25 protein-coding genes are annotated in these 22,349 nt (G+C 46.6%); 6 read left to right on the top strand and 19 right to left on the bottom strand.

Going from position 1 to position 22,349, the window contains the following annotated elements:
• Positions 1-366: 366 nt before the first annotated feature.
• From trmD to GKG43_RS11150, 9 genes are all read right to left on the bottom strand, one after another.
• A complete protein-coding gene (trmD, locus tag GKG43_RS11190; RefSeq protein WP_055152061.1) occupies positions 367-1,059 on the bottom strand; it encodes a tRNA (guanosine(37)-N1)-methyltransferase TrmD in 693 nt (230 codons plus the stop codon).
• A complete protein-coding gene (gene rimM / locus GKG43_RS11185; RefSeq protein ID WP_055152058.1) occupies positions 1,056-1,562 on the bottom strand; it encodes a ribosome maturation factor RimM in 507 nt (168 codons plus the stop codon). Before rimM ends, trmD begins: the two co-directional genes overlap by 4 nt.
• A gap of 156 nt (positions 1,563-1,718) precedes the next feature.
• Positions 1,719-1,949: a KH domain-containing protein gene (locus GKG43_RS11180; protein ID WP_025656902.1), complete on the bottom strand. Its 231-nt coding sequence runs from the start codon at positions 1,947-1,949 to the stop codon at positions 1,719-1,721.
• A 23-nt stretch (positions 1,950-1,972) separates the two neighbouring features.
• Positions 1,973-2,218: a 30S ribosomal protein S16 gene (gene rpsP, locus GKG43_RS11175; RefSeq protein ID WP_009003357.1), complete on the bottom strand. Its 246-nt coding sequence runs from the start codon at positions 2,216-2,218 to the stop codon at positions 1,973-1,975.
• A gap of 47 nt (positions 2,219-2,265) precedes the next feature.
• Positions 2,266-3,621, bottom strand: coding sequence for a signal recognition particle protein (gene ffh / locus GKG43_RS11170; protein WP_050639573.1), 1,356 nt, complete (start codon positions 3,619-3,621; stop codon positions 2,266-2,268).
• A gap of 1 nt (position 3,622) precedes the next feature.
• Positions 3,623-3,973 carry a YlxM family DNA-binding protein gene (ylxM, locus tag GKG43_RS11165; RefSeq protein WP_330377547.1) on the bottom strand — a complete coding sequence of 117 codons (351 nt, stop codon included), beginning with the start codon at positions 3,971-3,973 and terminating at the stop codon, positions 3,623-3,625.
• A 119-nt stretch (positions 3,974-4,092) separates the two neighbouring features.
• Entirely contained in the window at positions 4,093-5,004 is a 912-nt protein-coding gene (locus GKG43_RS11160) for a S8 family peptidase (RefSeq protein WP_129879106.1), read from the bottom strand.
• 67 nt (positions 5,005-5,071) lie between these two features.
• On the bottom strand, positions 5,072-5,800 hold the full coding sequence (locus GKG43_RS11155; protein ID WP_025656898.1) for a response regulator transcription factor: 729 nt from the start codon (positions 5,798-5,800) through the stop codon (positions 5,072-5,074).
• Positions 5,797-8,475 carry a sensor histidine kinase KdpD gene (locus GKG43_RS11150; RefSeq protein ID WP_129879105.1) on the bottom strand — a complete coding sequence of 893 codons (2,679 nt, stop codon included), beginning with the start codon at positions 8,473-8,475 and terminating at the stop codon, positions 5,797-5,799. Before GKG43_RS11150 ends, GKG43_RS11155 begins: the two co-directional genes overlap by 4 nt.
• A gap of 434 nt (positions 8,476-8,909) precedes the next feature.
• Here GKG43_RS11150 and GKG43_RS11145 point away from each other — a divergent pair, with 434 nt between their 5' ends.
• On the top strand, positions 8,910-9,143 hold the full coding sequence (locus tag GKG43_RS11145; protein ID WP_081733163.1) for a chorion class high-cysteine HCB protein 13: 234 nt from the start codon (positions 8,910-8,912) through the stop codon (positions 9,141-9,143).
• Positions 9,144-9,427: 284 nt separating this feature from the next.
• Here GKG43_RS11145 and GKG43_RS22925 read toward each other — a convergent pair whose 3' ends face one another.
• Positions 9,428-9,574, bottom strand: a complete 147-nt coding sequence (locus GKG43_RS22925) for a hypothetical protein (protein WP_167702483.1) — start codon at positions 9,572-9,574, stop codon at positions 9,428-9,430.
• 128 nt (positions 9,575-9,702) lie between these two features.
• Between GKG43_RS22925 and GKG43_RS11140 the strand changes: the two genes are divergently transcribed.
• Positions 9,703-10,500: a hypothetical protein gene (locus GKG43_RS11140; RefSeq protein ID WP_055152046.1), complete on the top strand. Its 798-nt coding sequence runs from the start codon at positions 9,703-9,705 to the stop codon at positions 10,498-10,500.
• Positions 10,460-10,738 carry a hypothetical protein gene (locus GKG43_RS11135; RefSeq protein ID WP_025656895.1) on the top strand — a complete coding sequence of 93 codons (279 nt, stop codon included), beginning with the start codon at positions 10,460-10,462 and terminating at the stop codon, positions 10,736-10,738. The genes GKG43_RS11140 and GKG43_RS11135 overlap by 41 nt, the downstream gene beginning before the upstream one ends.
• 40 nt (positions 10,739-10,778) lie before the next feature.
• Here GKG43_RS11135 and GKG43_RS11130 read toward each other — a convergent pair whose 3' ends face one another.
• From GKG43_RS11130 to GKG43_RS11105, 6 genes are all read right to left on the bottom strand, one after another.
• Positions 10,779-11,252, bottom strand: a complete 474-nt coding sequence (locus tag GKG43_RS11130; protein WP_025656894.1) for an acyl-CoA thioesterase — start codon at positions 11,250-11,252, stop codon at positions 10,779-10,781.
• The gene (locus GKG43_RS11125; protein ID WP_025656893.1) at positions 11,253-11,738 is read right to left on the bottom strand and encodes a hypothetical protein; all 486 of its coding nucleotides are present in this window, start codon (positions 11,736-11,738) and stop codon (positions 11,253-11,255) included.
• 9 nt (positions 11,739-11,747) lie between these two features.
• On the bottom strand, positions 11,748-12,488 hold the full coding sequence (truA, locus tag GKG43_RS11120) for a tRNA pseudouridine(38-40) synthase TruA (protein WP_025656892.1): 741 nt from the start codon (positions 12,486-12,488) through the stop codon (positions 11,748-11,750).
• A 66-nt stretch (positions 12,489-12,554) separates the two neighbouring features.
• Positions 12,555-12,956 (bottom strand): DUF2809 domain-containing protein, encoded by a 402-nt coding sequence (locus GKG43_RS11115; protein ID WP_025656891.1) that lies wholly within the window; start codon positions 12,954-12,956, stop codon positions 12,555-12,557.
• A 112-nt stretch (positions 12,957-13,068) separates the two neighbouring features.
• Positions 13,069-15,114: a ferrous iron transport protein B gene (gene feoB / locus GKG43_RS11110; RefSeq protein WP_025656890.1), complete on the bottom strand. Its 2,046-nt coding sequence runs from the start codon at positions 15,112-15,114 to the stop codon at positions 13,069-13,071.
• Positions 15,111-15,338 carry a FeoA family protein gene (locus GKG43_RS11105; RefSeq protein ID WP_025656889.1) on the bottom strand — a complete coding sequence of 76 codons (228 nt, stop codon included), beginning with the start codon at positions 15,336-15,338 and terminating at the stop codon, positions 15,111-15,113. Before GKG43_RS11105 ends, feoB begins: the two co-directional genes overlap by 4 nt.
• A 217-nt stretch (positions 15,339-15,555) precedes the next feature.
• On the opposite strand from GKG43_RS11105, the gene GKG43_RS11100 reads away from it, so the two are divergent.
• Both GKG43_RS11100 and GKG43_RS11095 read left to right on the top strand, forming a co-directional pair.
• The gene (locus tag GKG43_RS11100) at positions 15,556-16,539 is read left to right on the top strand and encodes a hypothetical protein (protein ID WP_055152043.1); all 984 of its coding nucleotides are present in this window, start codon (positions 15,556-15,558) and stop codon (positions 16,537-16,539) included.
• Between the two features lie 63 nt (positions 16,540-16,602).
• Positions 16,603-18,723 carry an EAL domain-containing protein gene (locus tag GKG43_RS11095; protein WP_055152040.1) on the top strand — a complete coding sequence of 707 codons (2,121 nt, stop codon included), beginning with the start codon at positions 16,603-16,605 and terminating at the stop codon, positions 18,721-18,723.
• Between the two features lie 388 nt (positions 18,724-19,111).
• On the opposite strand, the gene GKG43_RS11090 is transcribed toward GKG43_RS11095, so the two are convergent.
• The 3 genes from GKG43_RS11090 to GKG43_RS11080 all read right to left on the bottom strand — a co-directional run bounded on the left by GKG43_RS11090 (position 19,112) and on the right by GKG43_RS11080 (position 21,291).
• Positions 19,112-19,729: a signal peptidase I gene (locus GKG43_RS11090; protein ID WP_055152034.1), complete on the bottom strand. Its 618-nt coding sequence runs from the start codon at positions 19,727-19,729 to the stop codon at positions 19,112-19,114.
• 8 nt (positions 19,730-19,737) lie between these two features.
• Positions 19,738-20,247 carry a hypothetical protein gene (locus GKG43_RS11085; protein WP_055152031.1) on the bottom strand — a complete coding sequence of 170 codons (510 nt, stop codon included), beginning with the start codon at positions 20,245-20,247 and terminating at the stop codon, positions 19,738-19,740.
• A 126-nt stretch (positions 20,248-20,373) separates the two neighbouring features.
• Entirely contained in the window at positions 20,374-21,291 is a 918-nt protein-coding gene (locus GKG43_RS11080) for a LysR family transcriptional regulator (RefSeq protein ID WP_055152028.1), read from the bottom strand.
• Positions 21,292-21,473: 182 nt separating this feature from the next.
• Here GKG43_RS11080 and GKG43_RS11075 point away from each other — a divergent pair, with 182 nt between their 5' ends.
• Positions 21,474-22,148 (top strand): MgtC/SapB family protein, encoded by a 675-nt coding sequence (locus GKG43_RS11075; RefSeq protein WP_050639559.1) that lies wholly within the window; start codon positions 21,474-21,476, stop codon positions 22,146-22,148.
• Positions 22,149-22,349 lie beyond the last annotated feature (201 nt).

The raw sequence follows: 22,349 nt of genomic DNA, 5'->3' as shown, positions 1-22,349 counted from the left end.
AGTCATTGTCTGATACTTTATCAGTACATCATGGGTGAACTCTACACCATTATTTCCGAAGGTAAATTTACGCAATCATAGATTACAAAATAGTTTGACATATCTACTGCTTTATGCTAGTATGATGTTGTAAACGTAGGAGAAATCCTAGTAATTTTGTAACCGAGAGATCGTCATTTATGGCGATCTCTTTTTATATAATAGGAATGTGCAGTGCACTTTCCTATTATATAACCCCCTCCGGGGGATGCCGCAATAAGATATATAGCCATAAGGCGCACTGCGGCATTGCCAAAGTATGCAAGCCCCTCACTCTTGAGGGGCTTGCATACTTTGTTCTTCCATACTATTAAAGGAAATGGCTCTTTACACCCCGCCCCTCTTCTCCAGCAGATCCGGCCGCCGTTCCCTGGTTCTCAATACAGCCTGTTCCCGCCGCCACTTTTCAATATTTGCATGATGCCCGGAAAGCAGCACCTCCGGCACTTTTTTTCCATGCCATTCCTCCGGCCTGGAATACTGCGGATATTCCAGCAGGTTATCCTGAAAGGATTCAAATTCCGCCGACACGTCATTGTGCAGAACACCCGGAACCAGCCGTGATATCGCATCCACCATGACCATAGCGGGAAGTTCTCCCCCTGTAAGCACATAATCCCCAATGGAGACATAATCCGTCACAATCTCTTCCAGCACCCTCTCGTCGATCCCCTCGTAATGCCCGCAAAGAAGCACCAGTTCACTTTCCTGCGCCAGTTCCTCCGCCATCTTTTGAGTAAAAGTCTTTCCCTGCGGTGAAAGATACACCACCCTGGGCTGTTTCTCCAGCCTCCCGGCGATCGATTGGTACGCCTGATACACCGGCTCCGCCTGCATCAGCATGCCGGCCCCTCCACCGTAAGGATAATCATCCACGCTCTGGTGTTTATTAAATGCATAATCCCGGATATTTACGGCCTCAATTGACAGCAGGCCGTTATTCACAGCCCGCCCTATTATGCTTGTATTCAACCCGTCCATCACCATTTCCGGGAATAAAGTCAGTATATGAAAATTCATGATATAAGTCCCTCCAGCAGATGCACCTTCATCGTCTGTTCCTCCACATTCACATCCAGTATACAGTCGTGAATCGCCGGGATCAGCACCTCTCCATGTTCCGGTGACTCTATCACATAGACTTCGTTCGCTCCGGTCTCGATCACATCCTTCAGCACGCCGAACTCACCGTCCTCTGTGTACACCTTCATACCGATCAGATCCGCGATATAGTACTCGTCCTCCTCCAGGCTGACCGCATCCTCCCGGGACACCAGCAGGCTTTTTCCTTTATATTTTTCTACATCATTTATATCATCAATTCCCTTAAACTTTACAATGACGAACTGCTTAAAAAACTTTACGCCCTGTATCTCCATGAGAATGTGTTCTTTTCCCGTATCAAGTATCACCTGTTTTAAACTTTTAAATCTAGCCGCATCGTCCGTCGTCGGGAACACCTTGACTTCCCCGCGGATTCCATGAGTAGAGGAAATCACCCCTACCTGTAAGAACTGTTCCATATTCTTCTCCTGTATCTGTTTTCTTAATTTAACGTCACATAAGACTGCATCTCGTCCAGTCTCCATAAAACGAGTCAGACACCTGCCATTCTACGGATAAAAGGAAAGGGGCAGTCTCTTTATGCTGGCGCATGAAGGCTGTCCCCTTAAATTCTGCTATTGTATAATATCAACAACAACTCTTTTATCTTCCTTGGCAGCAGCTGCCTTCACTACAGAACGGATTGCCTTTGCAATACGGCCCTGTTTTCCAATAACCTTGCCCATATCGCCGTCGGCGACACGAACTTCTAACACAGTAGTCCTGCCGTCCTGTCTTTCAGTCACAACAACGCTGTCCGGTTCGTCTACTAATGCTTTCGCAATTACTTCAACTAATTCTTTCATCTAAGCCACCTCCGCGGAACAGCTTATTTCTCAATGCCTGCTGCTTTCAAGATTTTTCCTACTACTTCTGTAGGCTGAGCTCCGTTGTTTAACCACTTCTTAGCTGCTTCCTCGTCTACCTTAATCCCGCTTGGCTCCAGGTTCGGATCATATGTTCCGATTTCCTCGATGAACTTACCGTCTCTTGGAGATCTGGAATCTGCAACTACGATTCTATAGAAAGGAGCCTTCTTCTGTCCCATTCTTTTTAATCTGATTTTTACTGCCATTTTTTTCACCTCTTCTTATTATTTTTTCTTTTTTGTTAATTTATGTGTTAAAAAGGAAGCCTGAACTTACCTTTCTTACCACCTTTGCCGCCCATCATGCCCGGAAGTTTCTTCATCATCTTCCTTGCCTCATTGAACTGCTTCACCATACGGTTCACTTCTGATATATCCACGCCGGCGCCTCTGGCTATCCGGTGCTTTCTGGATGGATTTAACAGATCCGGGTTGCTGCGTTCTTCCAGTGTCATGGAATGGATCATGGCCTCCATCCGGGCCATTTTCTTGTCATTCTCCTCGGAATCCAAATCCGGCAGCTTCGAGTTCATGCCGCCGAGTCCCGGCATCATGCTCATGACGCTTGACAGACCGCCCATCTTCTTCATCTGGCTCATGCTTTCCAGATAATCATCAAAATCAAACTGGGCCTTCTTCATCTTCTCTGTCATCTTTTTGGCTTTTTCTTCGTCTATCTCCGCCCCTGCTTTTTCAATCAGGGTCAGGACATCCCCCATACCCAGAATACGGGAAGCCATTCGGTCCGGATAAAACTGTTCCAGATCGGAAAGTTTTTCTCCCATACCTACATATAAAATCGGCCTTCCGGTTACGGCTTTGATCGACAGCGCCGCCCCGCCCCGGGTGTCACCGTCCAGCTTCGTGACAATGACTCCGTCAATTCCGATCTTTTCATGGAAACTTCCGGCAACATTAACCGCATCCTGTCCGGTCATTGCATCCACAACCAGGATCGTCTGATGCACTGTAACTGCCTCCTTGATCTCCTGAAGCTCCCCCATCATATCCTCATCAATGTGAAGACGTCCGGCGGTATCCAGTATCACAATGTTGTTGCCATTTTTTACCGCGTGTTCATAAGCGGCCTTTGCAATGTCCGCAGGCTTGTTCTTGTCTCCCATGGAAAATACTTCCACGCCCTGCTTCTCTCCATTTATCTGTAACTGCTTGATTGCTGCCGGCCTGTATACATCACATGCCACAAGCAGCGGTTTCTTGCCCTTTAACTTGTACTTTCCCGCCAGCTTAGCCGTCGTCGTCGTCTTACCGGCTCCCTGAAGGCCCGCCATCATAATCACCGTGATCGCACTGCCCGGCTGCAGCTGTATCTCCGTCGTCTCGGATCCCATCAGCTTGACCATCTCTTCGTTTACGATCTTGATAACCATCTGGCCCGGATTCAGTCCGTTCATCACATCCTGACCGACCGCGCGTTCCTGTACATCTTTGACAAATCCCTTGACTACCTTAAAATTGACGTCTGCTTCCAGTAGCGCCATCTTTACTTCCTTCAGGGCCGTCTTCACATCGTCTTCCGTAAGCCGTCCCTTACTGCGGAGGTTTTTAAATACGTTTTGAAGCTTTTCAGTTAAACTGTCAAATGCCATTCTATAACTCCTCTATAATAGTATCCGAAATCCTCCGGATTCTCTCAGCCATTACTTCCGGCTCCACATCCCGACTCTCGTAAGAGTCAAGCACATCATTAATCTCCTGCACCATCTTTTTTACAGAAAGAAACTTCTCAACAAGATGCAGCTTGCTCTCGTACCCTTCCAGAATCTTCTGGCAGCGCCTGACCAGGTCGTGGACACCCTGCCTGCTGATCCCTTCAGACTGCGCTATCTCGCTTAATGACAGATCTTCCAGCACAAACTGCCCGTAAATCTCTTTTTGGTGATCTGTGAGTAGTTCACCATAAAAATCATATAACAACGCCTGTTCTAAAATCTCATTCACAATCATCACCTTTGTTATCATACTAAAAAGCAAAGCAGGTGTCAAGTATTTTTTCTTGACACCTGCTTTATTTTTCATCTGTTTTTTTATTTGATTTTCCAACCTGTTTTTGCAGCAAATTACATCGTAAGCAGTTTCCCTACGTTGAGCATCCCCCAGCCCTGTGCCGCGCACTCATTTCTGACACAAGACTCACGGAGCTTAAGCTTCACCTCCACATTGGTCATATCCGGAAATTTTGACAGCATGCAGGCGATCGCTCCCGACACCACAGGCGTTGCCATCGACGTGCCGCTTTTTGTGACATATGGCTTCTGCCAGCGGTTGGTATAATCTCCGTTGCAGCTCAGGATATTCGTCCCCGGCGCCAGCAGATCCGGCTTAATAACGCAAGCATCCGTGGGGCCGTTCCCCGAATAATTCCATTCTCTGCCGCCGCGCCCCGCAATGATCGATCTTTTCTCCCCCACTGCCCCTACAGTTATCACTTTCCTGCTGGTACCCGGAACAGCAACTGTCCCCGCGCCCGGTCCGTAATTTCCTGCTGAGACGACCACCACAAGCCCTGCATCCCAAAGCGCTTCCACAGCATCCACAAGCCTTTGTTCCTGCGCTCTCTCCACTCCCGGCTGTGTTCCCACAGAGATATTCACAATGCGGAGTTTCACCCTTTTGTGGATCATAAGCAGCCAGTCAATTCCCTCAAGAACATCTTCCACCGAGCCGTTCCCCGTATGATCCAGTACCTTCCCTACCAGAATCTCCGCCCGCGGCGCCATCCCGGCGTATACCCCCGAGGACAGTCTCCCGCTCCCGGCCAAAATTCCAGAAACATGCGTTCCGTGCTTACCATCATCATATATTTTATCTTTATGATTAACAAAATCGCGAAAACCAATAATTCTTCTATCAAAATCAGGGTGAAGCGTGATTCCGGTATCCAGTACCGCTGCGCGCACACCCTGTCCCAGGTATTTATTAGTAATGATATCCGGGCACCAATATCCAACAGTCTGCTTTACCCATTTCATGAAAACACCTTTTTTAATATGATATTCAGAAATGTTGTCCCTGTCTACTAATTTTGTGCCCCGCCTGTCAGCTAACCTCCGTCTTCTCATCTACCCGCAGCATCCGGTACCCTACGCCTATATGGGTTTGGATATACTGCGGATTGGATTTGTCTTTTTCAATTTTTTTGCGGAGTGACGCCATATATACTCTGAGAGAGGACATATCGCTTTCAATCGCATTCACCCAGACTTTATCCAGGATAAACTGGTATGTCAGCACTTTTCCAACATTCTGCGCGAGCAGACAGAGCAGGCTGTACTCCAAAGGCATAAGATGAATCTCTTTTTCTCCCACAAAGACCGTTCCCGCGCCGTAATCAATCACCAGATCCCCATCTTTAAACACACTGGAGTTCTGATCCTTCGTCCGCATGAGATACTGCACCCTGCGCAGCGTGGAACGCAGCCTTGCAAGCAGCTCCTCCACACTGAACGGTTTTGTCAGATAATCATCCGCCCCGGCGTCCAGAGCCTCCACTTTATCCCTGTCATCACTCCTTGCGCTGATCACGATCACCGGCGCTACAGACCACGTCCGGATCTTTCGGATCACCTCAATACCATCCATATCCGGCAGCCCCAGGTCCATCAGTATGATATCCGGATTGCCGGAAGCCGCGGCCATGACCGCCTGGTTTCCGTTAGCAGCAGTCTCATATTTATAATCCTGGGATTCCAGCGTTGTGGTGATCAGATTTCTGACCGGCATATCATCCTCGACAACAAGAATAAAAGGTTTGCCATTCACTGTCATAATGTTACTTCCTCCACTTCCAATTCAAAACAAAATACGGTTCCCTTCGGAACATTGTCATATACTTTTAACTCGCTTCCATGAGCATTGATAATGGATTTGCACAGAGTCAGCCCCAGGCCCATCCCCCGCCTGCCGTCGTTAACCGCATGGCCTGCGGTATAAAACATCTGGAACAGCTTGGGCTTGTGCTCTGCCGGAATCCCCGGTCCATTATCCGCTACCGAGATCACGGCCCTGTTTCCCTGTTTTAGCGCTTTAATCCAGATCTCGGAGCCTGCCGGCGTATATTTTACCGCATTGTCCGTCAGATTAATCAATACCTGAAGCATCAGTTTTACATCCATCTTCGCCATCAGCAGCTCATCACATTCCACATGGATCTTCTGTTCTTTTCCGCGCCGGTTCACGTGATGCAGCGCTTCTTCGATCACATCCTCCACGATCTCTCCCTGAAGATTCAGTTCCATCGTGCCATTTTCAATCCTGGTGACAGAAAGCAGATTTTCAACCAGATTAATCAACCACATGGAATCATCATAGATATCTTTGTAAATCTTCTTTCTCTGCTCTCTTTCCACTTCGCCTTCATTGATCAAAAGGGTTTCGGCATTGCCCGATATGCTGGTAAGAGGCGTACGCAGATCGTGGGAAATAGAGCGCAGAAGATTCGCACGCAGCTGTTCCTTCTGCAGCTTCAGGTCAATCTCCTGCTGTTGTACGAGGAGCGCCTCCTTCTCCAACGCAAACGCACACTCGTTCAAAATAGCCCCCATAACGCCTTCTTCAAAAGCCGGGATCGCCTTCTTCTCCATATCAATCCCGACGACCGCAAAGACTCTCTCCCCGCTCCTGACCGCGGCAAAAAGGAAGCGGGAACCCGGAAGCGTCTGGGTGGAGAAGCCTGCATGCTTATTGTTGCGGAAGGTCCACTGGGCAACTCCCAATTCCTCCTCCCCCAGCACATCCGGCGCATCCGGATCTTTCTTATATACAATCGGTCTGTTATTGGCCGATGGTTTCCCGAGATAGAAATAAATATTCTTCTCCAGAAGCATTCCCAGCTGCTGAATTGTTCTTGAAGCAATCTCCTGGGTGGTACCCGCATCCTGCAGCTTTCTGCTGGTTTCCAAAAGCAGTTCGGTACGGTAGGCCTTCCTGGCATTCTGGCGGGCATAGTTCTTCACCTGCTTGGTAAGCGCCGAGCTGCACAGGGAAGTGACAAACATCACGAAAAACGTAATAAAGTATCCCGGATCATTGACAGACAGCGTCCGCACCGGATCCGTAAAAAAATAATTAAACACAAGCACGCTGAAAACACTTGTAATTATCCCCCAGATCTGATGGCTGGTAAACATAGCTGATGTCAGCACACCCAGGATATATACCATGACCAGATTGGCGTCGCTGAATCCGAGCCTGGTGAAGATCAGGGCAATTGCCGTGGACACGCCCAGGCTGACAATACATATGAGCGCATCAAGCCAGGCCTTCTTATATGTCTCCTCCCGCCTCTTTTTTACGCGGCCTCTGTATCTCTTATCGAATGCATCCGGGATCAGAAAGATTTCCAGGTTCGGCGCCAGCCTGGATAGCTGTTCGGATACGCTGTCCCGGATAAACAAAAGCCTTCGTTTTGTATAAGTTCTGCCCAGAACAACCTTGGAGACTCGGGATGCCTGCGCATACGCCGCAATTTCTTCTACGATATCAGTCCCATAGGAAGTGACGATTTTTGCTCCCAGCTGTTCCGCCAGCCGCGTATTATCATTCAGCCCCTTCTGATCTGCCTTCGACATATTGGCCGAATCGGGCGTTTCCACATAGAGCGCAGTCAGTTTGCCGTGAAATGCATTCGCCATCCGGGCCGCCTGCCGGATCACCTTGCCGTTGGAAGGCGAAGGGGACAAGCATACCATGAGATGTTCCGCTGTCTCATTGCTGGCATGGATCATGCTGTCCTGGGCAAGATTCACACGATCAGCCATACGCCGCAGTGCAATTTCCCGCAGAGAGATCAGGTTATCCTTTGTAAAAAAGTTGGAAAGCGCCCGGTCCGCCTGCTTTTCCTTATAGATCTTCCCGGCCTTCAGCCGCTCCAGCAGCTCCTCCGGCTCAATATCCACCATCTCCACCTGATCCGCCTCGTCAAACACGCTGTCGGGAATCCGTTCCCGCACAAGCACCCCCGTAATCCCTGCTATGGTGTCGTTCAGACTCTCCAAGTGCTGTACATTGACCGTAGTATAAACATTAATCCCCGCCTTCAAAAGCTCCTTTATATCCTGGTAACGTTTGGCATGGATACTGCCCTGTGCGTTTGTATGCGCCAGTTCATCCACCAGAATCAGTTCGGGTTTTCTGAGCAGGGCAGCCTCCAGGTCAAATTCATGGAGACGCATGCCGTGATATTCCACCTCTTTTACAGAAAGCATCTCCAGGCCCTGCGTCAGAGCCATCGTCTCCGGCCTAGTATGCGGTTCTATGTAGCCTGCGACCACGTCAATTCCTGCGTCTTTCGCCTTGTGGGCAGACGACAGCATGGCATAGGTTTTTCCTATGCCTGCCGCGTAACCAAAAAATATTTTTAATCTGCCTTTTCCGCTTTGTTCTTTCTCAGCCTCCATCAGCTGTTTCAAAAACAGATCCGGCTTTCTGCTGTCTTCCTTCATCCTATCAATTCCTTTGCCGTTTCCTTTCTGCTATCTTACTTCAGAATCTTCTGCATTGCAAGATGAAACCCTTTCAGACATTAGGATAAATCGCTGTCCGGGTTATTCTTAGAACAAGTGGGCAAGCCCACCTCAACTCTCCACCCCCTCACTCATGAGGGGCTTGCACACTTTGGCGCCGCCGCAATGCCGCTTTGCGGCTATATACCTTATGGCGGCGTGTGCATCCCCCGAAGGGTTTTATATAATAGGAAAGTGCTAAGTACTTTCCTATATAAAATAACACATACACCATAAAATAGGTGTGAAAGAACCCCGGCCGGATATTAAAATGGTATAAAAATCTTTTTAAAATTAATTAGGGGAATCTTTTCACACATTTGTAACCACCTACATATTATGAACTGTAATCAAACATATATGGAGGATTTAACATGAGTGATTTAAGTGCTACAAACTGCGGATGTGGATGCGAAACTAGCTGCGGAGGATGCGGAAACGGAATGTCTTCTTGTCTGTGGATCATTATCCTGCTTTGCTGCTGCGGCGGCAACGGCTTTGGCGGCGGATGCGGCAATGGCTGCGGCGGCAACGACAGCTGCCTGTGGATCATCATCCTGCTTTGCTGCTGCGGCGGCTTTGGCGGCGGAAACAACTGCGGATGCTAATTCCAAACCAGTAAAACTTACCAGAACAGGAATTTCTGCCCGGGCCATCCCGTAACATTTACGTTTCGGGCGCCCAAAGGCAGGAAATAAAAACAGCCCCGGTACAGATCTTTGTACCGGGGTTATTTTATGATATAGGAAATTCATTCAGAATTTCCTATATCATAAAACCCTATGGGAGAATGCACACGCCGCAATAAAGTATATAGCCGCCAAACGGCATCGCGGCGGCGCCAGCTTGCCCACTTTGTTCTAGCATTCTAAAAATGGATTTACCCGCATGGTTATGGTTTTGCCTTATTCTGATCCTGCGGCCTTTTTTTCCCCTCCGGCTCTTTGTTCCCTTTCTTCTCTTCCATTCGTTTCTTCAGCATGCAATCCTCGTCTATCTCATACACCGCATTTCCATCGATAATCAGTTTTCTTTTCATTTTGAAACCGCCCTTTCCTTTCTATTCCCTATTATAGTATGTAGGAGTCCTCACTTTAGTCTTATCCCATCCTCATATTTTTATACTTCTCATCATATATATTTACAACGTGATAAACAGGAGTGAATATGGAAAAGAAAACGCCAAAACCAATGACACCGTTTGATGAACTGGTTACACCGCCCCAGCTTCAGATGCTGAAGCTGCTTCTGCCCTACACTCCTGCTTCTAACCAGCAGTTTTTGGGAATATTCATAAAATTCCAGGAGCTCCAGCAGACAATTTCTTTTTTTCAGAATTTCGAAAACGATTTACATAGCCAGGCCTTTGGCAGCGACCAGGCACCATCGATGATGGAGATGCTCCAGGAGTTAAGGCCCTATCTGCCGCAGCAGCAGGCGGAAATGATGGACACATTTCTGAATATGATGAATATAATGGAAATGGTACAAATGTTCCAGGAAAGCTCTCAGGGCCAGGAAAATGGTTTTTCAGGCACAGACAGCGGTTTTTCATCCGAAAACAGTTTTGCCGGAGCTTCCGGCGGCGGAACTGACCACATGGGCGGCATGGGAAATATGTTTTCCGGAGGCTTCAATCCCATGGATATGATGATGGGGATGCTGACTCCTGACCAGCAGAATATGTTCCAGATGTACAATAGCATGTTTTCCGGGGATACGTCCTTTGACCCAGGTACAGGGGAGGATTCTGCTCATGCGGAAGCCCCAAAAGAAACCTCCTCTATGGAAGATACCACAGAAGACATCTCCCATGGAAATGAACCATGGGCCCCTGCTTCGGCGGAAAATGCACCAACCCAAACTGATACAGCAGACAATGCCCCTATGGGGAATGATTCATTTATGGAAGGAGATGATATAGATGAACGAATGGATGAACAATCCGGCTATGAAAAATATTGACCCCATAAAACTGGAACTGATTCAAATGGCTGCTTCCCAGACCGCCGGCAAATCCGGCAGAGACCTGGCCCCCATCATGATGGCCCTGATCACAAATGCAAACAAAAAGGGTATCAGTTTTTCCGGGGACGAGATGTCACTGATCCTGGAAATAATGAAAGATGGAAAGTCCAAAGATGAGCAGGCGCAGATCGACAGAACCATCAATATGGTCAGCTCTTTTATGAAGAAAAAATGATCCCCCAATAACCCGGAGGATAAAAAGGAAAGAAGAAGGCCTAAAAACCTTCTTCTTTCCTTTTTATCCTCATCTCTCTTCTCTTTTTTGCTGCTTCCCATTCTGCCTTTTCTTCCTCACTCTCCAAAATCAGGCGCGGCACCCGCTTAGGCTTGTCATTCTCGTCCAACGCAACCATCGTAAAATAGGCACGGTTAATCGGCCTGCGCATCCCGTCCATATTTTCCACATAAGTATCAACCCTGACTTCCATGGACGTATTACCCACATAAGTCGCCTTCCCGATAATCACAATCACATCCTTCTGATAAGCCCCCTGAATAAAACGCAAATTATCCACCGAGGCCGTAATAATGTTGCTCCTGGTATGGCGCTTCGCCACCAGCCCGGCCACATCATCCAGCCACTGCATCAGAATCCCGCCAAACAAACGCCCCGCCGCATTCAAATGATTCGGCCGTACCATATGCACCGTTTCCACCCTGGAATCCGCAACTCTTCTCTCTTCTATCATCTAACCCAACTCCAATCCGCATTCCTGCGCTATATTTTTATAACCCTCCAGCGTCTCCCCCTCTTCACAAAACAAAGGATATTCCAGACCATAATTTCCCCAGACCACCGCTTTTTGCTTCGTAAAATAAAAAGTAGAAAACAGCCAGTTCCTGGCAGTAATCTCCGCAAGAAAAACCAGATTTTCCGCCACCAAAGGATAGTATACCTGCCTGGGTTCCGTTTCAAACTGCAAAAATACACTTTTTTCCTCATCACTCAACCCAGCCACAAATCCACGCTGTTCCTCCTCAGTCAGCACCGAATAATAAAAATCCGCAAAAGAAGCGCCCTCATTCACCACCAGACACCGCTCCAAAAAGCACTGCATCGCCAGCTTATCCCCTCTAAGAGTCACAGCCTCAAACCGCAAAAAACCATCCTGAACATTCTCAATCAAAAGCGCCCCCCGCGCCGCCAGTTCCCCTTCACTCAAAGACCGAAACATAATCTCCTCCTATAAATACCCCTCCACCTTCTCCAAAAACATCCCTTTCGGATCACAAGGTGCGCTCGCCTCTTCCGCCCCCGAAAAGACTGCCTCAATACATTCCACCTTCCGTTTCCCAAGCCCGATATCAAGCAAGGTTCCAACAATCATCCTCGGCATATTATGCAAAAAATCATTTGCCCGAATACGAATCTGAATCTCTTCCGCATCACCATGGATGTCTATATTATAAATCTCTTTTTCCGTAGACTTACTCTTCTTAACAGTTGAAAAATGTTTAAAATCGTGTCTTCCGGCCAATAAAAGAGCCGCCTGCTGCATAACACCCACATCCGGGGTGCGGAACGCATAATAAGTATATTTCCGGTTAAATACACTGGGCACCGCGCCAATAGCAATCCGATACAGATAACTCCTGGACTTCGCATTCAGTGAAGCATGAAAACGCTCCGGCATCTCCTCCGCAGAAAGAACCGCAATATCCATAGGCAGATAACGGTTCAGATACTGCCGTATTTCATCCGCTTTCATATCCGAAGTAGTCTTAAAATTAACCACCTGCCCATAAGCGTGAACCCCAACCTCAGTCCTGGCCCCACAAAACAGTTCCACATCCTCCGCGGTCATTTTATGAATCACATCCAGCAGCCTGTTCGCCACCGTATTTGCCGACTCCCCCTTACCAAGCCTCTGCCATCCCTGATAGCGCGCCCCGTCATACTCCAAAACTAACTTAATATTATGCATTCTTATCACTCCTCCATATTGTCGAATTCCGCGAAACTCACACTTGCAGCGGCCGCATCATGCCAGCTACTTTTTCTGCCTCATTCCCGTCCAGTTCAATATCCCAATCTCAATACCTACTCCTATCAGAATTCCAACGGTATAACACACTAAATCACTCCATAAAAAACCATATTCCAAAATCAATCCTCCCAGTGTAGTGTGGCGCAATACATTTATCCAATCTGCTTGATACAATTGGGAAAACTCTATTGCAAAAGAGAACACCAATGCCGCCAGCATCACTTTTGCAGCAGCCATTTTAGAAAATAGGAATCCAATTCCCCAAAATACCATCATAGCCCACAAGGCATCACCCGCATAGTTCCTCAGAAATACCGGCAGACAGTCACCAAATTGCCTTGACGCAAGCCCTAATACCATTGTAATTACAATTAAAGCAAAATAAATAATTCTACTCCTTTTCATAAATACTCCTTTTATATAGGCTGGCCTGCACGCTCCCTTTATTGATGTTGCCAATTACAGCTATAGGCGGCAGACATCCTTTTTACAAAAGTACCTCTGCCACTTAAACTCCTCAGAAGAATATCCCCGCTATGTGATAGGCCAGGAAACTTACACACCACGCCACTGCCAGCTGGAATAACACGATCCCGACTGTGATCTTTTTACTCCCCACCTCCCGGTTAATCGTAGCGATTGTAGCCGTACAAGGTACATAGAGCAGACAGAATACCATTAATGCATAGGCGTTGGCCGCTCCGAAGCCCATAGCCCCCAGTGTTCCCACAAAGCTTGCCATTCCATGGCCCGTGGTAATATTCTGGATACCAAACAGTACACTGCAGCTGGATACCACGACTTCCTTTGCGGCAATCCCCGCAATCAGGGCTACAATGATCTGCCAGTAGCCAAGACCCAGCGGTTTAAATATTGGCACAATAGCCTTTCCGATCATAGATCCAAAACTCTGGGAAATGTCTGTCACATATCCAGCAGTTCCAAAATTCAGGATGATCCACATAATAATCGAAGCTATAAAAATAACGGTTCCCGCCTTGGTAAGATAATCTTTCACCTTTTCCCAGACATAGATCGCAATTGTCCTCGCGTTCGGGGTCTTATACTCCGGAAGCTCAATTAAAAGGGAATGTTCCGCCTTACTTCCGTCGATTTTCGAAAGGACAAAGGCCGTTGTGATCGCAACAATAATTCCCAGCAGATACATGGAATAACAGGCCATCATCGCATGTTTTCCGAAAAACATGGAAGAAAACAGCACATAGATCGGCAGCCTTGCGCTGCAGGACATAAAAGGCGTTACCATGATTGTTTTCAGCCTGTCCTTTCTATTTTCCAGTGCCCTGGATGCCATAATCGCCGGAACGGAGCATCCGAATCCAAGCAGCATAGGCAGGAATGCCCTCCCGGAAAGCCCCAGGTGCCCCATGATATCGTCCATGACAAACGCCACTCTCGCCATGTACCCGCTATCCTCCAAAAAGGCAAGCGCCAGGAACAGGATAAAGATATTCGGCAGAAATGTCAGAATCCCTCCGACGCCTGAGATAATTCCATCCACGATCAGAGACTGCAGCATGGCGTTCACATTCCAGGCGGTAAACAGGCTGCCTGCTGCTCCGGATATCCACTCAAGCGCGATCTCAAAGTATCCCTTCAGCCAGTCCCCCACGGTAAAAGTCAGGAAGAAGACAAGAGCCATGATTCCAAGAAAGATAGGCAGCCCCAGCCATTTGCTGGTCATGAAACGGTCTGCTCTGTCCGTCCGTTCCTCTTTCTTACTCTTATTCACCAGGGTCTCCTGAATAATCTCTTCTATAAAATCATATTTCTGGTTAATGATATCCTTCTCATAACTACGGTCCATAACCTCCGGCATATTCACGGGGTATTTCTCCATAACTGCATGGTCCTGTTCCAGCATCTTTATGGCATGCCATCTTTTATTTTCCATCCTTGGATACAAACGCAGGAACTGTTCTATAATCAGATCGATCTTATCTTCTATCTCATCCTGATAAACCATTGCGTAATCGCGGTGATGATTATGTATATGTTTTGTGTTCTCAGCATGGTGATGGATAAAAGGACTCTGTCTTGCATAATCCTTGTGGTGTGCCACCGCATGCATCAGGATCTCCAGCCCGCTCATCTTTCTGGCGGAAACCGGTATTGCCGGGATGCCCAGCATCTCCGGCAGACGGTGCAGGTCAATCTCCATGCCGCGTTCTTCCACGATATCCATCATATTTAGTGCCAGTACCACTGGCTTTCCCAGCTCAATGAGCTGCAGCGTCAGATAGAGATTGCGCTCCAGACAGGAGGCGTCAACCACATCCACAATGACATCCACCTCTCCGCTCATAATGCATTCTCTGGATACCTTTTCCTCCATTGTATACGAGGTCAGACTGTAAATACCCGGAAGATCAATCAGTTTGAACTCCTGGTCCTTGTAAAATGCCTTTCCTTCTTTTTTTTCTACCGTAACTCCCGGCCAGTTCGCCACCTTCAGGTTGGCGCCTGTGTATGCATTAAATAACGTTGTCTTCCCGCAGTTCGGATTTCCTATAAATCCAACATTAATTACCCGATCGCTCATGCCCGGACCTCCTCAACCACAATGTTGTCTGCGATCCGTTTTCCCAAAGCAAATCTTGTGCCCCGGAACCTTACCGTAATCGCGCCCTTTTTATCATTATTCAATATTGTGATATTAGACCCCGTAGTAAGTCCAAGCGCCTCCAGCCTGCGCTCCAGATTCAATTCTGTATTGATCTCCTGTACCTGGTAAGTATGATGGTTTCTGCCTTCTTTTAACCTCATGGCTTTCTCCTGTAAAATGTATTTGGTATTGATAATTATTCTCCATAAGGAATTATAAATCTTTTCACACAGTAAGTCAAATAGATTGACATTTTTTGTCACAAGATTTACTCTATAAATAATAGCTTTCCGATTTCTGCGATTCTGATATGCGGGATTCATATGAGATGCAGAACATCAAAATATAAAATAACTGCCACTAAAGAGGGATATGATTATGGACATTTATTACATATTACTTTACTTTTTTGTATACGGATTTTTAGGCTGGTGCTCTGAGGTGGGATTTGCCGCTTTCAAGGAGCACAGATTTGTGAACAGAGGATTCTTGAACGGCCCTATCTGCCCTATCTATGGTGTGGGAGTCACTATAGTTATCGCATTTCTCACACCCTACAAGGACAACCTGATTATTCTCTATGTTTCTTCCGTCATTCTGGTTACCCTTCTCGAAGGCATTACTGGATGGGCAATGGACAAGATATTCCACAATAAATGGTGGGACTATTCGGAACAGCCTTTTAATATCGGCGGTTATGTATGCCTGATTTTCTCTCTGGTCTGGGGAATCGCCTGCGTGGCCATCATGGATTTTATCCACCCGCTGATCCATAAACTGCTGACTTTTCTTCCCCATACGGCAGGGATTATACTGATTGTGTTGCTGGGAATTGCTATGTTTGCGGATCTCTATGTCACTGCAACCGCAATATTCAAATTTAACAAACGTCTGGCCAGCATGGAAAAAATTGCGGGAGAACTGCACGAGATATCCAATCAGATCGGTGAAGATATCTATGAAAAAGTAATCTTCGCCATGGAAAAGCAGGAGGTTTCCAAGCAGAAACTGGACGAGGCCGCTGCTGAACTAAGGGAAAACATACAGGAGGCCGCCTCCGGACTGAAAGAAAGAACACAGGAAGCCACTTCCGGACTGCTGGGTAAGACGCAGGAAGCCACCTCCGGTTTACGCGAAAAGACACAGGAAGCCGCCGCTGATCTGAAGGAAAAGACACAGGAAGTCTCCGAAGAAATGCGCAGCCGCATTGCAGAACTTAAAAACCACTACCAGGAACTTGGCAGTAAAACACCGCGTGTCAGCCGCCGTCTTGTAAAAGCATTTCCTAAGATGGAATCCAGAAGCAGTAAGCATCAACTGGAAGAATTGCGAAAAAAATTTAATCTTAAAAAGAAAAAATAGCCTGCTATGAAATAATAATTCATAACATGGAAATGGCGCTGCCATAGGGAAGGGATTATATTTATGGAGAATAATTGGGAGTTTTTTGAAAATCTGCAGGAACTCATTTTTGTGATAGATATGGAAAACCACACAATGGCCTACATGAATCATAGTGCCAGGAATGCCTTTGGCTGCCCCGATCACAAGGAATACCAGAACAGAAAATGCTATGAAATTCTTCAGGGTCTTTCGACACCATGCCCGTTTTGTACGGATTCCGTCCTTGCAATGGGCAGGTTCCATGACTGGGAATACACCAATCCTCTGACTCATGTAACTTATATATTAAGAGATACACTGTTCGAACTGAACGAAAAAATATATAGAATTGAACTCGCCTATGATAAAAACAGCAGGGATATAGAAAAAAGTGAAAGGCAAAGCTTTACTCCTGACACAAAAAAGTTTTGGGATGACAATATAACCCCGCTTTCTGATGGCAGCACAGCTTTTCAGACCTTTATCCGTAATAATTATTTTGACGCGGAAGCCTTTTTCCGGTCTGTTGCCATACCTGACGCGCCTTATTACCTGTATTTCGGCGATTTACAGAGCAACCTTTATTACATATCGGATAATATGAAAGATGATTTCGGATTCCTGGACAACATTGTTTACAATCTGATTGATGCATGGGGAGAGAAAATCAGCAATGAGCAGGACCGTATGTTATATCACGAGGATCTTCGGCACATAATGGAGCAGAAAAAAGGGGTGCACAGCCTGCGCTACCGGATTACAGACAAAAACGGTATTACTACATGGGTACACTGCCGCGGTATTGTAAAATGGTCAGGGGATAAAAACACGGCCCTCTTTTTTTCCGGCTGTGTCTCAAGGCTGGACAGCGATTTCTCCCTGGATGCTGTCACCGGTTTTCTGCGTGAGCAGTCCGCACTGAATGACCTGGCGGCACGCAATGGCACAATGGAGACCACCCTGATTGTGGGCTTTGGCCTCAACCATTTTACCTACATCAACGACTCCAAAGGACGTGCATCCGGCGATATGCTGCTGCGTGCAATTTCAAACTGCCTGCTGGAGAAACTGGGAAGTCTCTTCACCTTCTACCGGCTCGATGGGATCCGCTTTATGGCTGTTTCAAAACAGAATGTGTCATATAACGAAAATGAAGCCGTTGAAAACATCAGGCTCACCATTGAGGAGTGCTATTCCAAACAGAAGCTGTCCACAAAGCAGGCGGCTTCCTTCGGGATTCTGCATTTCCCGGATAACGGCGACACTCCGCAGGAAATTCTTGAAAATACAATGACATTGATCAGCATTGCCAAACTTAATTCTGATCTGAAATACAGTAAATTTTCTTCCGATGTGATAGCAAAACAGAAAGATAAGTCCAGCATGGCCCTGAGCCTGAGTGAAAATGTAGAAAAAGGCTGCGAGGGCTTCCGGATCGTGGTACAGCCCATAGTCTCCCGCGATACAGGAAAGATCATTGGGGGAGAGACACTGCTTCGCTGGCGCTATCGCGGACAGGAAATATCTCCTGTGGTATTTATCCCCCTGCTGGAGGAGACACGCATGATACTTACCGTGGGGAAATGGGTTTTTGGGCAGGTTGTCTCACTCTGCAAACAGATCCTGGTCTTCCAGCCTGATTTTCTTTTATCCTTTAACGTTAGTTATCTGCAGATACTGGATGACACGTTTCTGCCTTTCATCCAGCAGACCATAGCGGAAATCGGGCTTTTGCAAGGGCATCTGATGCTGGAACTGACAGAAACCCATTTCGATGAGATGCCCATCCGGCTGCAGGAATTCGTCGCCGAATGCCTGAAAATGGGAATCAAATTTGCATTAGATGACTTTGGGAATGGATTCTCTTCTCTGCAGATGCTCTTTAAATATCCGGTAAATGTCATCAAGCTGGATCGTACATTGATGAATGAGATCACGCATTCTTCGGAGAATCTTGATTTTATAATGAGCATTGTCTACGCCTGCCACCGGTCAAAGAAACAGGTCTGCGTGGAGGGCGTGGAGACAGATGCGGAATTGGAGATTGTTCGGCAGACGGACTGCGATATGATACAGGGGTTTTACTTTTATCGGCCTTTGGAGGTTGCGGATCTTTTACGGGGGCTTGAAGGGGACGGAGGAATACTGGCTGAGGGGCGCTGAGAGAAAGGGGAGTCCGGCTTCTGCAGGGGATGCCTGTGCCGTTGTAATATCCGGCCGCTTGCTGAGAATCAGTAACAGACAAAATATGGGGAATAGAGGTACTTGCCGCAGTTGGCGTGAATGCCGATGCATTCACACCGCCGGCGGCAACAGGATTTGATTTTGTGAATCAAATCCTGCCCTCTATTCCCCATATTTTCTCTGTAACTGATTCTATGCGCGCTCTTAGGATTTTACAACGGCACAGGCATCCCCTGCAGAAGCCGGACTCCCCTTTCTCTCAGCTGGACGCATCAGGGCGGGAGGATTTTCTCGTCCCTTTGGGACTCGCGGCGGGTGCGGCGGATTGGACTGGCTGTGCGGGGCCTGTATCTCATTTTTTTCTGGTTTAACTGGTGCATATATTGTTTTTTGTCTCTGTGCCCTCTAATGTTTTTTGGTTCTCTGGTTTTTGTTCTGTCTCCTGTTTTTCTTTTTCTGCCTGCTCTTCCTGCTCTTCTTTGTCGAATTTGTCCCAAAGTAATTGGTGGATTATCATGATAATCATTATGATACCTAGTTCTATTAATGCAAATGGACTTTTTAGGAATAGGACGATCCTGCCGACATAGAGGATGTGAAAAACATAGGTGCCTATGATGTCCTGGCGATGGGTTATATAGTCGTCTGGCCGCTCAGCCGTTGCCCCCTGGGTCAGATATCGGATAGAACCGTCTTCCTCGGTTTCTGTTCCACGGTAATAGTGAGTGAAGACGGCATCCTCACCCAGACGGTCTACACGGAAGGATACGATGTCTCCTTTTTTAGGTTCTTCGTCATCTTTTAGGTTTTTAACAAGCACAGCAGAGCCAGTCGGTATGACTGGCTCCATGCTGTCTGTTAAGATTACAAATGTTTGGTATCCTAAAAATTTATTTATCTTTTCCGGACAAATTTTCATTAAAACTATATATGCAACAAGTATAATTAGTAAAACATTCGGCAATATCTTTAATATTTTTTTCATATACCTGTTTATGGCGTAGTATCTTTAGATAACGCTCCGCTTAGAACAACTGTATATTGTCCTGGCGTAGCCCCATCTTCAGGAGTAATTTCAACAGTATACTCCTTTCCTGTTGCAGCCGCAGTCTCATCAGCAAATGGAGTTTGTGTCACAGTTGTATTTCCATCTTTTATTACTGCTTGAACATTATCAACCGGCGTACCCGTGGTATCAGTTCCCGGATACACAGTCGCTGTAAGGGCTAATATTGTTTTCGTGCCAACTGGTACTCCTGTAGCCTGAATTTTAATAGGGGCGCTTTTATATACAGGTGCCGTTCCCCATGCAGTATCTGTTTCAGTATATTGAATTGGATCAGCAGGTGCTGCCACTTCTATCTTATTTCTTAGTGTTACTGTACCTGATGCAGTATCGCTCAACTGATCCCAAGCCGCATAAGACCCCGCCATTGTTACCACGATTGCTCCTGCTGTTAAGAACCCCAGCATTTTCTTTTTACTTAATTGCCATTTTTTCATACCAAATTCCCTCCTAAGGTTTGCTCCAATTTTTAACTGACTTCATTATATACTGGGACAGGAGGTTTGGCTAATGCTTATATCTTATTGTCCCGTGATACGTATTAATTATCACAACTATGGTTTTTAGTCGGCATAGCAATCCATGAAGAGTTTCAAAAAGTCCTCGGCCTGCGGGGACAATATCTCTCTTTTGCGCTTTATCCAGATTAATTTCTGGTGTACATCACAGTGATTCAGTAACAGGCTGTTGATCTGGCCTCTTTTTAATTCTTCTACCTGCCATTTGTTTCCAAATATGAAGGAATCGGTTCTTTTTACCATGTTGATGATTGCATGGTAGTTGTTCATTTGGATTGTTTTATCAAAATCGCTGACCTGGAGCTTACCATCTATTGTCGTGCTGTTGTTTATATTGGCAAAGAAGTCGAGCGGAAGCCTGACACGGCTGTATGGCAGCAGTTCTTCAGCATCTATTGTAGTCCTCTCATAAAATGGATTCTTTTTACCTATGTGGATATACAGGGTGCCCTCGCCGATCTCATGCATTTCCAGCTCCTTTAATTCGGTCAGCTTGTGGAAAGCGGCTCTCTGCATGTTGTTGATTGTCACAATTCCGATGTCAGCCTTGGTCTGTTCAACCTGGTTCAATACATCTTCGATCGTCGTCTCTATGATATGAATACCGGTCCGTCTGGCGCGAATTGTCTCGTAATACTGGTAGATCATGTCATCCCTCATTATCAATTTGCCGATTGCGATACTGATTCTGGATTCTATGTAGTTTTCAGTACTCATCTTTATCTTAGAAATCTCATCGACCTGCTTTAAGATTGATTTGGCATAATAATAGAACCCCTCGCCAAATGTGGTCATCTCCACACCCTTATTTGTTCTGTTCAAAAGCGCTGACCCGAATTCATGTTCCAGACTCTGTATCGCCCGGGTCAGATTCGGCTGCGAAACATACAAGCTGGCTGCAGCCTTTCGCATACTCTTCTGCTCCGCTATCTCTACAAAGTATTTTAAATCTTTTATCTCCATTCGTTCCGCCCTCATAATTATATTCTTTTCAAGAATTATACCTTATTTGCGCATACAATGATAGCAGAAGAGCCTGAAAAACTTTTCCAGTTTTTGTGTTTTCCCCTCTTCCATGGTAAAATAATATTAAGCATAAAAATCTTTTATCTAAACAAACCCGGATACGGGAAGGAGGAACCCTTATGTTGCCACAAGTACTAGTACAGCTTGAATATCTTGCCAGAATTTTAGGTGCGGCTCTTTGCGGTATGGTCGTGGGGTATGAGCGGGAAAATCATTTTAAAACCGCCGGAATCCGTACCCATACAATCGTAGCCCTCGCTTCCGCCGTCATGATGATTATCTCCAAATATGGATTCAATGATATACTGCCGCTGAATCACATCGGTCTGGATCCCTCCCGTGTGGCGGCAGGCATCGTAACTGCCATCGGATTTCTCGGGGCTGGCATCATCTTCACCCGCAATGTAACCGTCAGCGGCCTCACAACTGCCGCCGGCATCTGGGCAACCGTAGGAATCGGAATGGCTTTCGGGGCTGGAATGTATGTGCTCGGGGTAATGACGACCATCTGCATTATCATAATCCAGTTCATCCTGCACAAAAATTTCCGCTGGCTCAAAACACTTTCAATCCAGCAGATCACCCTCGAGATCCGGGAAACAGATCATCTCAAAAGTATCCTGAAAGATTCCTTCGCCATCCGGGACCTTAAGATTCTAACGATGAAAGCAACCCGTATAGACGAAGAAACATTAAAACTGAAACTGAACGTGGCATTTCCGGACGATTATACATTTCAGGATGTCATAGACCTGCTCAAAGAAAACCCACAAATCAAATCCGTGGACATCTAAGCGGAGCGAATGTGGTTTAGTTATTTATGCGGATGGGGGACGCGTATCGGGAGCAGCGTATTTGTATATACTATAATTTTCCTTATACATACCTGGAATATATTAACAAATATATACACATCTTCCATATAGGATAACATTGCGCACATCCTATAACCATCCGATGCCGATGCCCCTAGCCTCCCACCAGGGAGCATTTCC

Source organism: Eubacterium sp. BIOML-A2, from assembly GCF_009680135.1.
Classification (GTDB): domain Bacteria; phylum Bacillota; class Clostridia; order Lachnospirales; family Lachnospiraceae; genus Faecalicatena; species Faecalicatena contortus_B.
The sequence above is the reverse complement of the archived record's forward strand: the minus strand, read 5'-3'. Positions and strand labels throughout refer to the sequence as shown.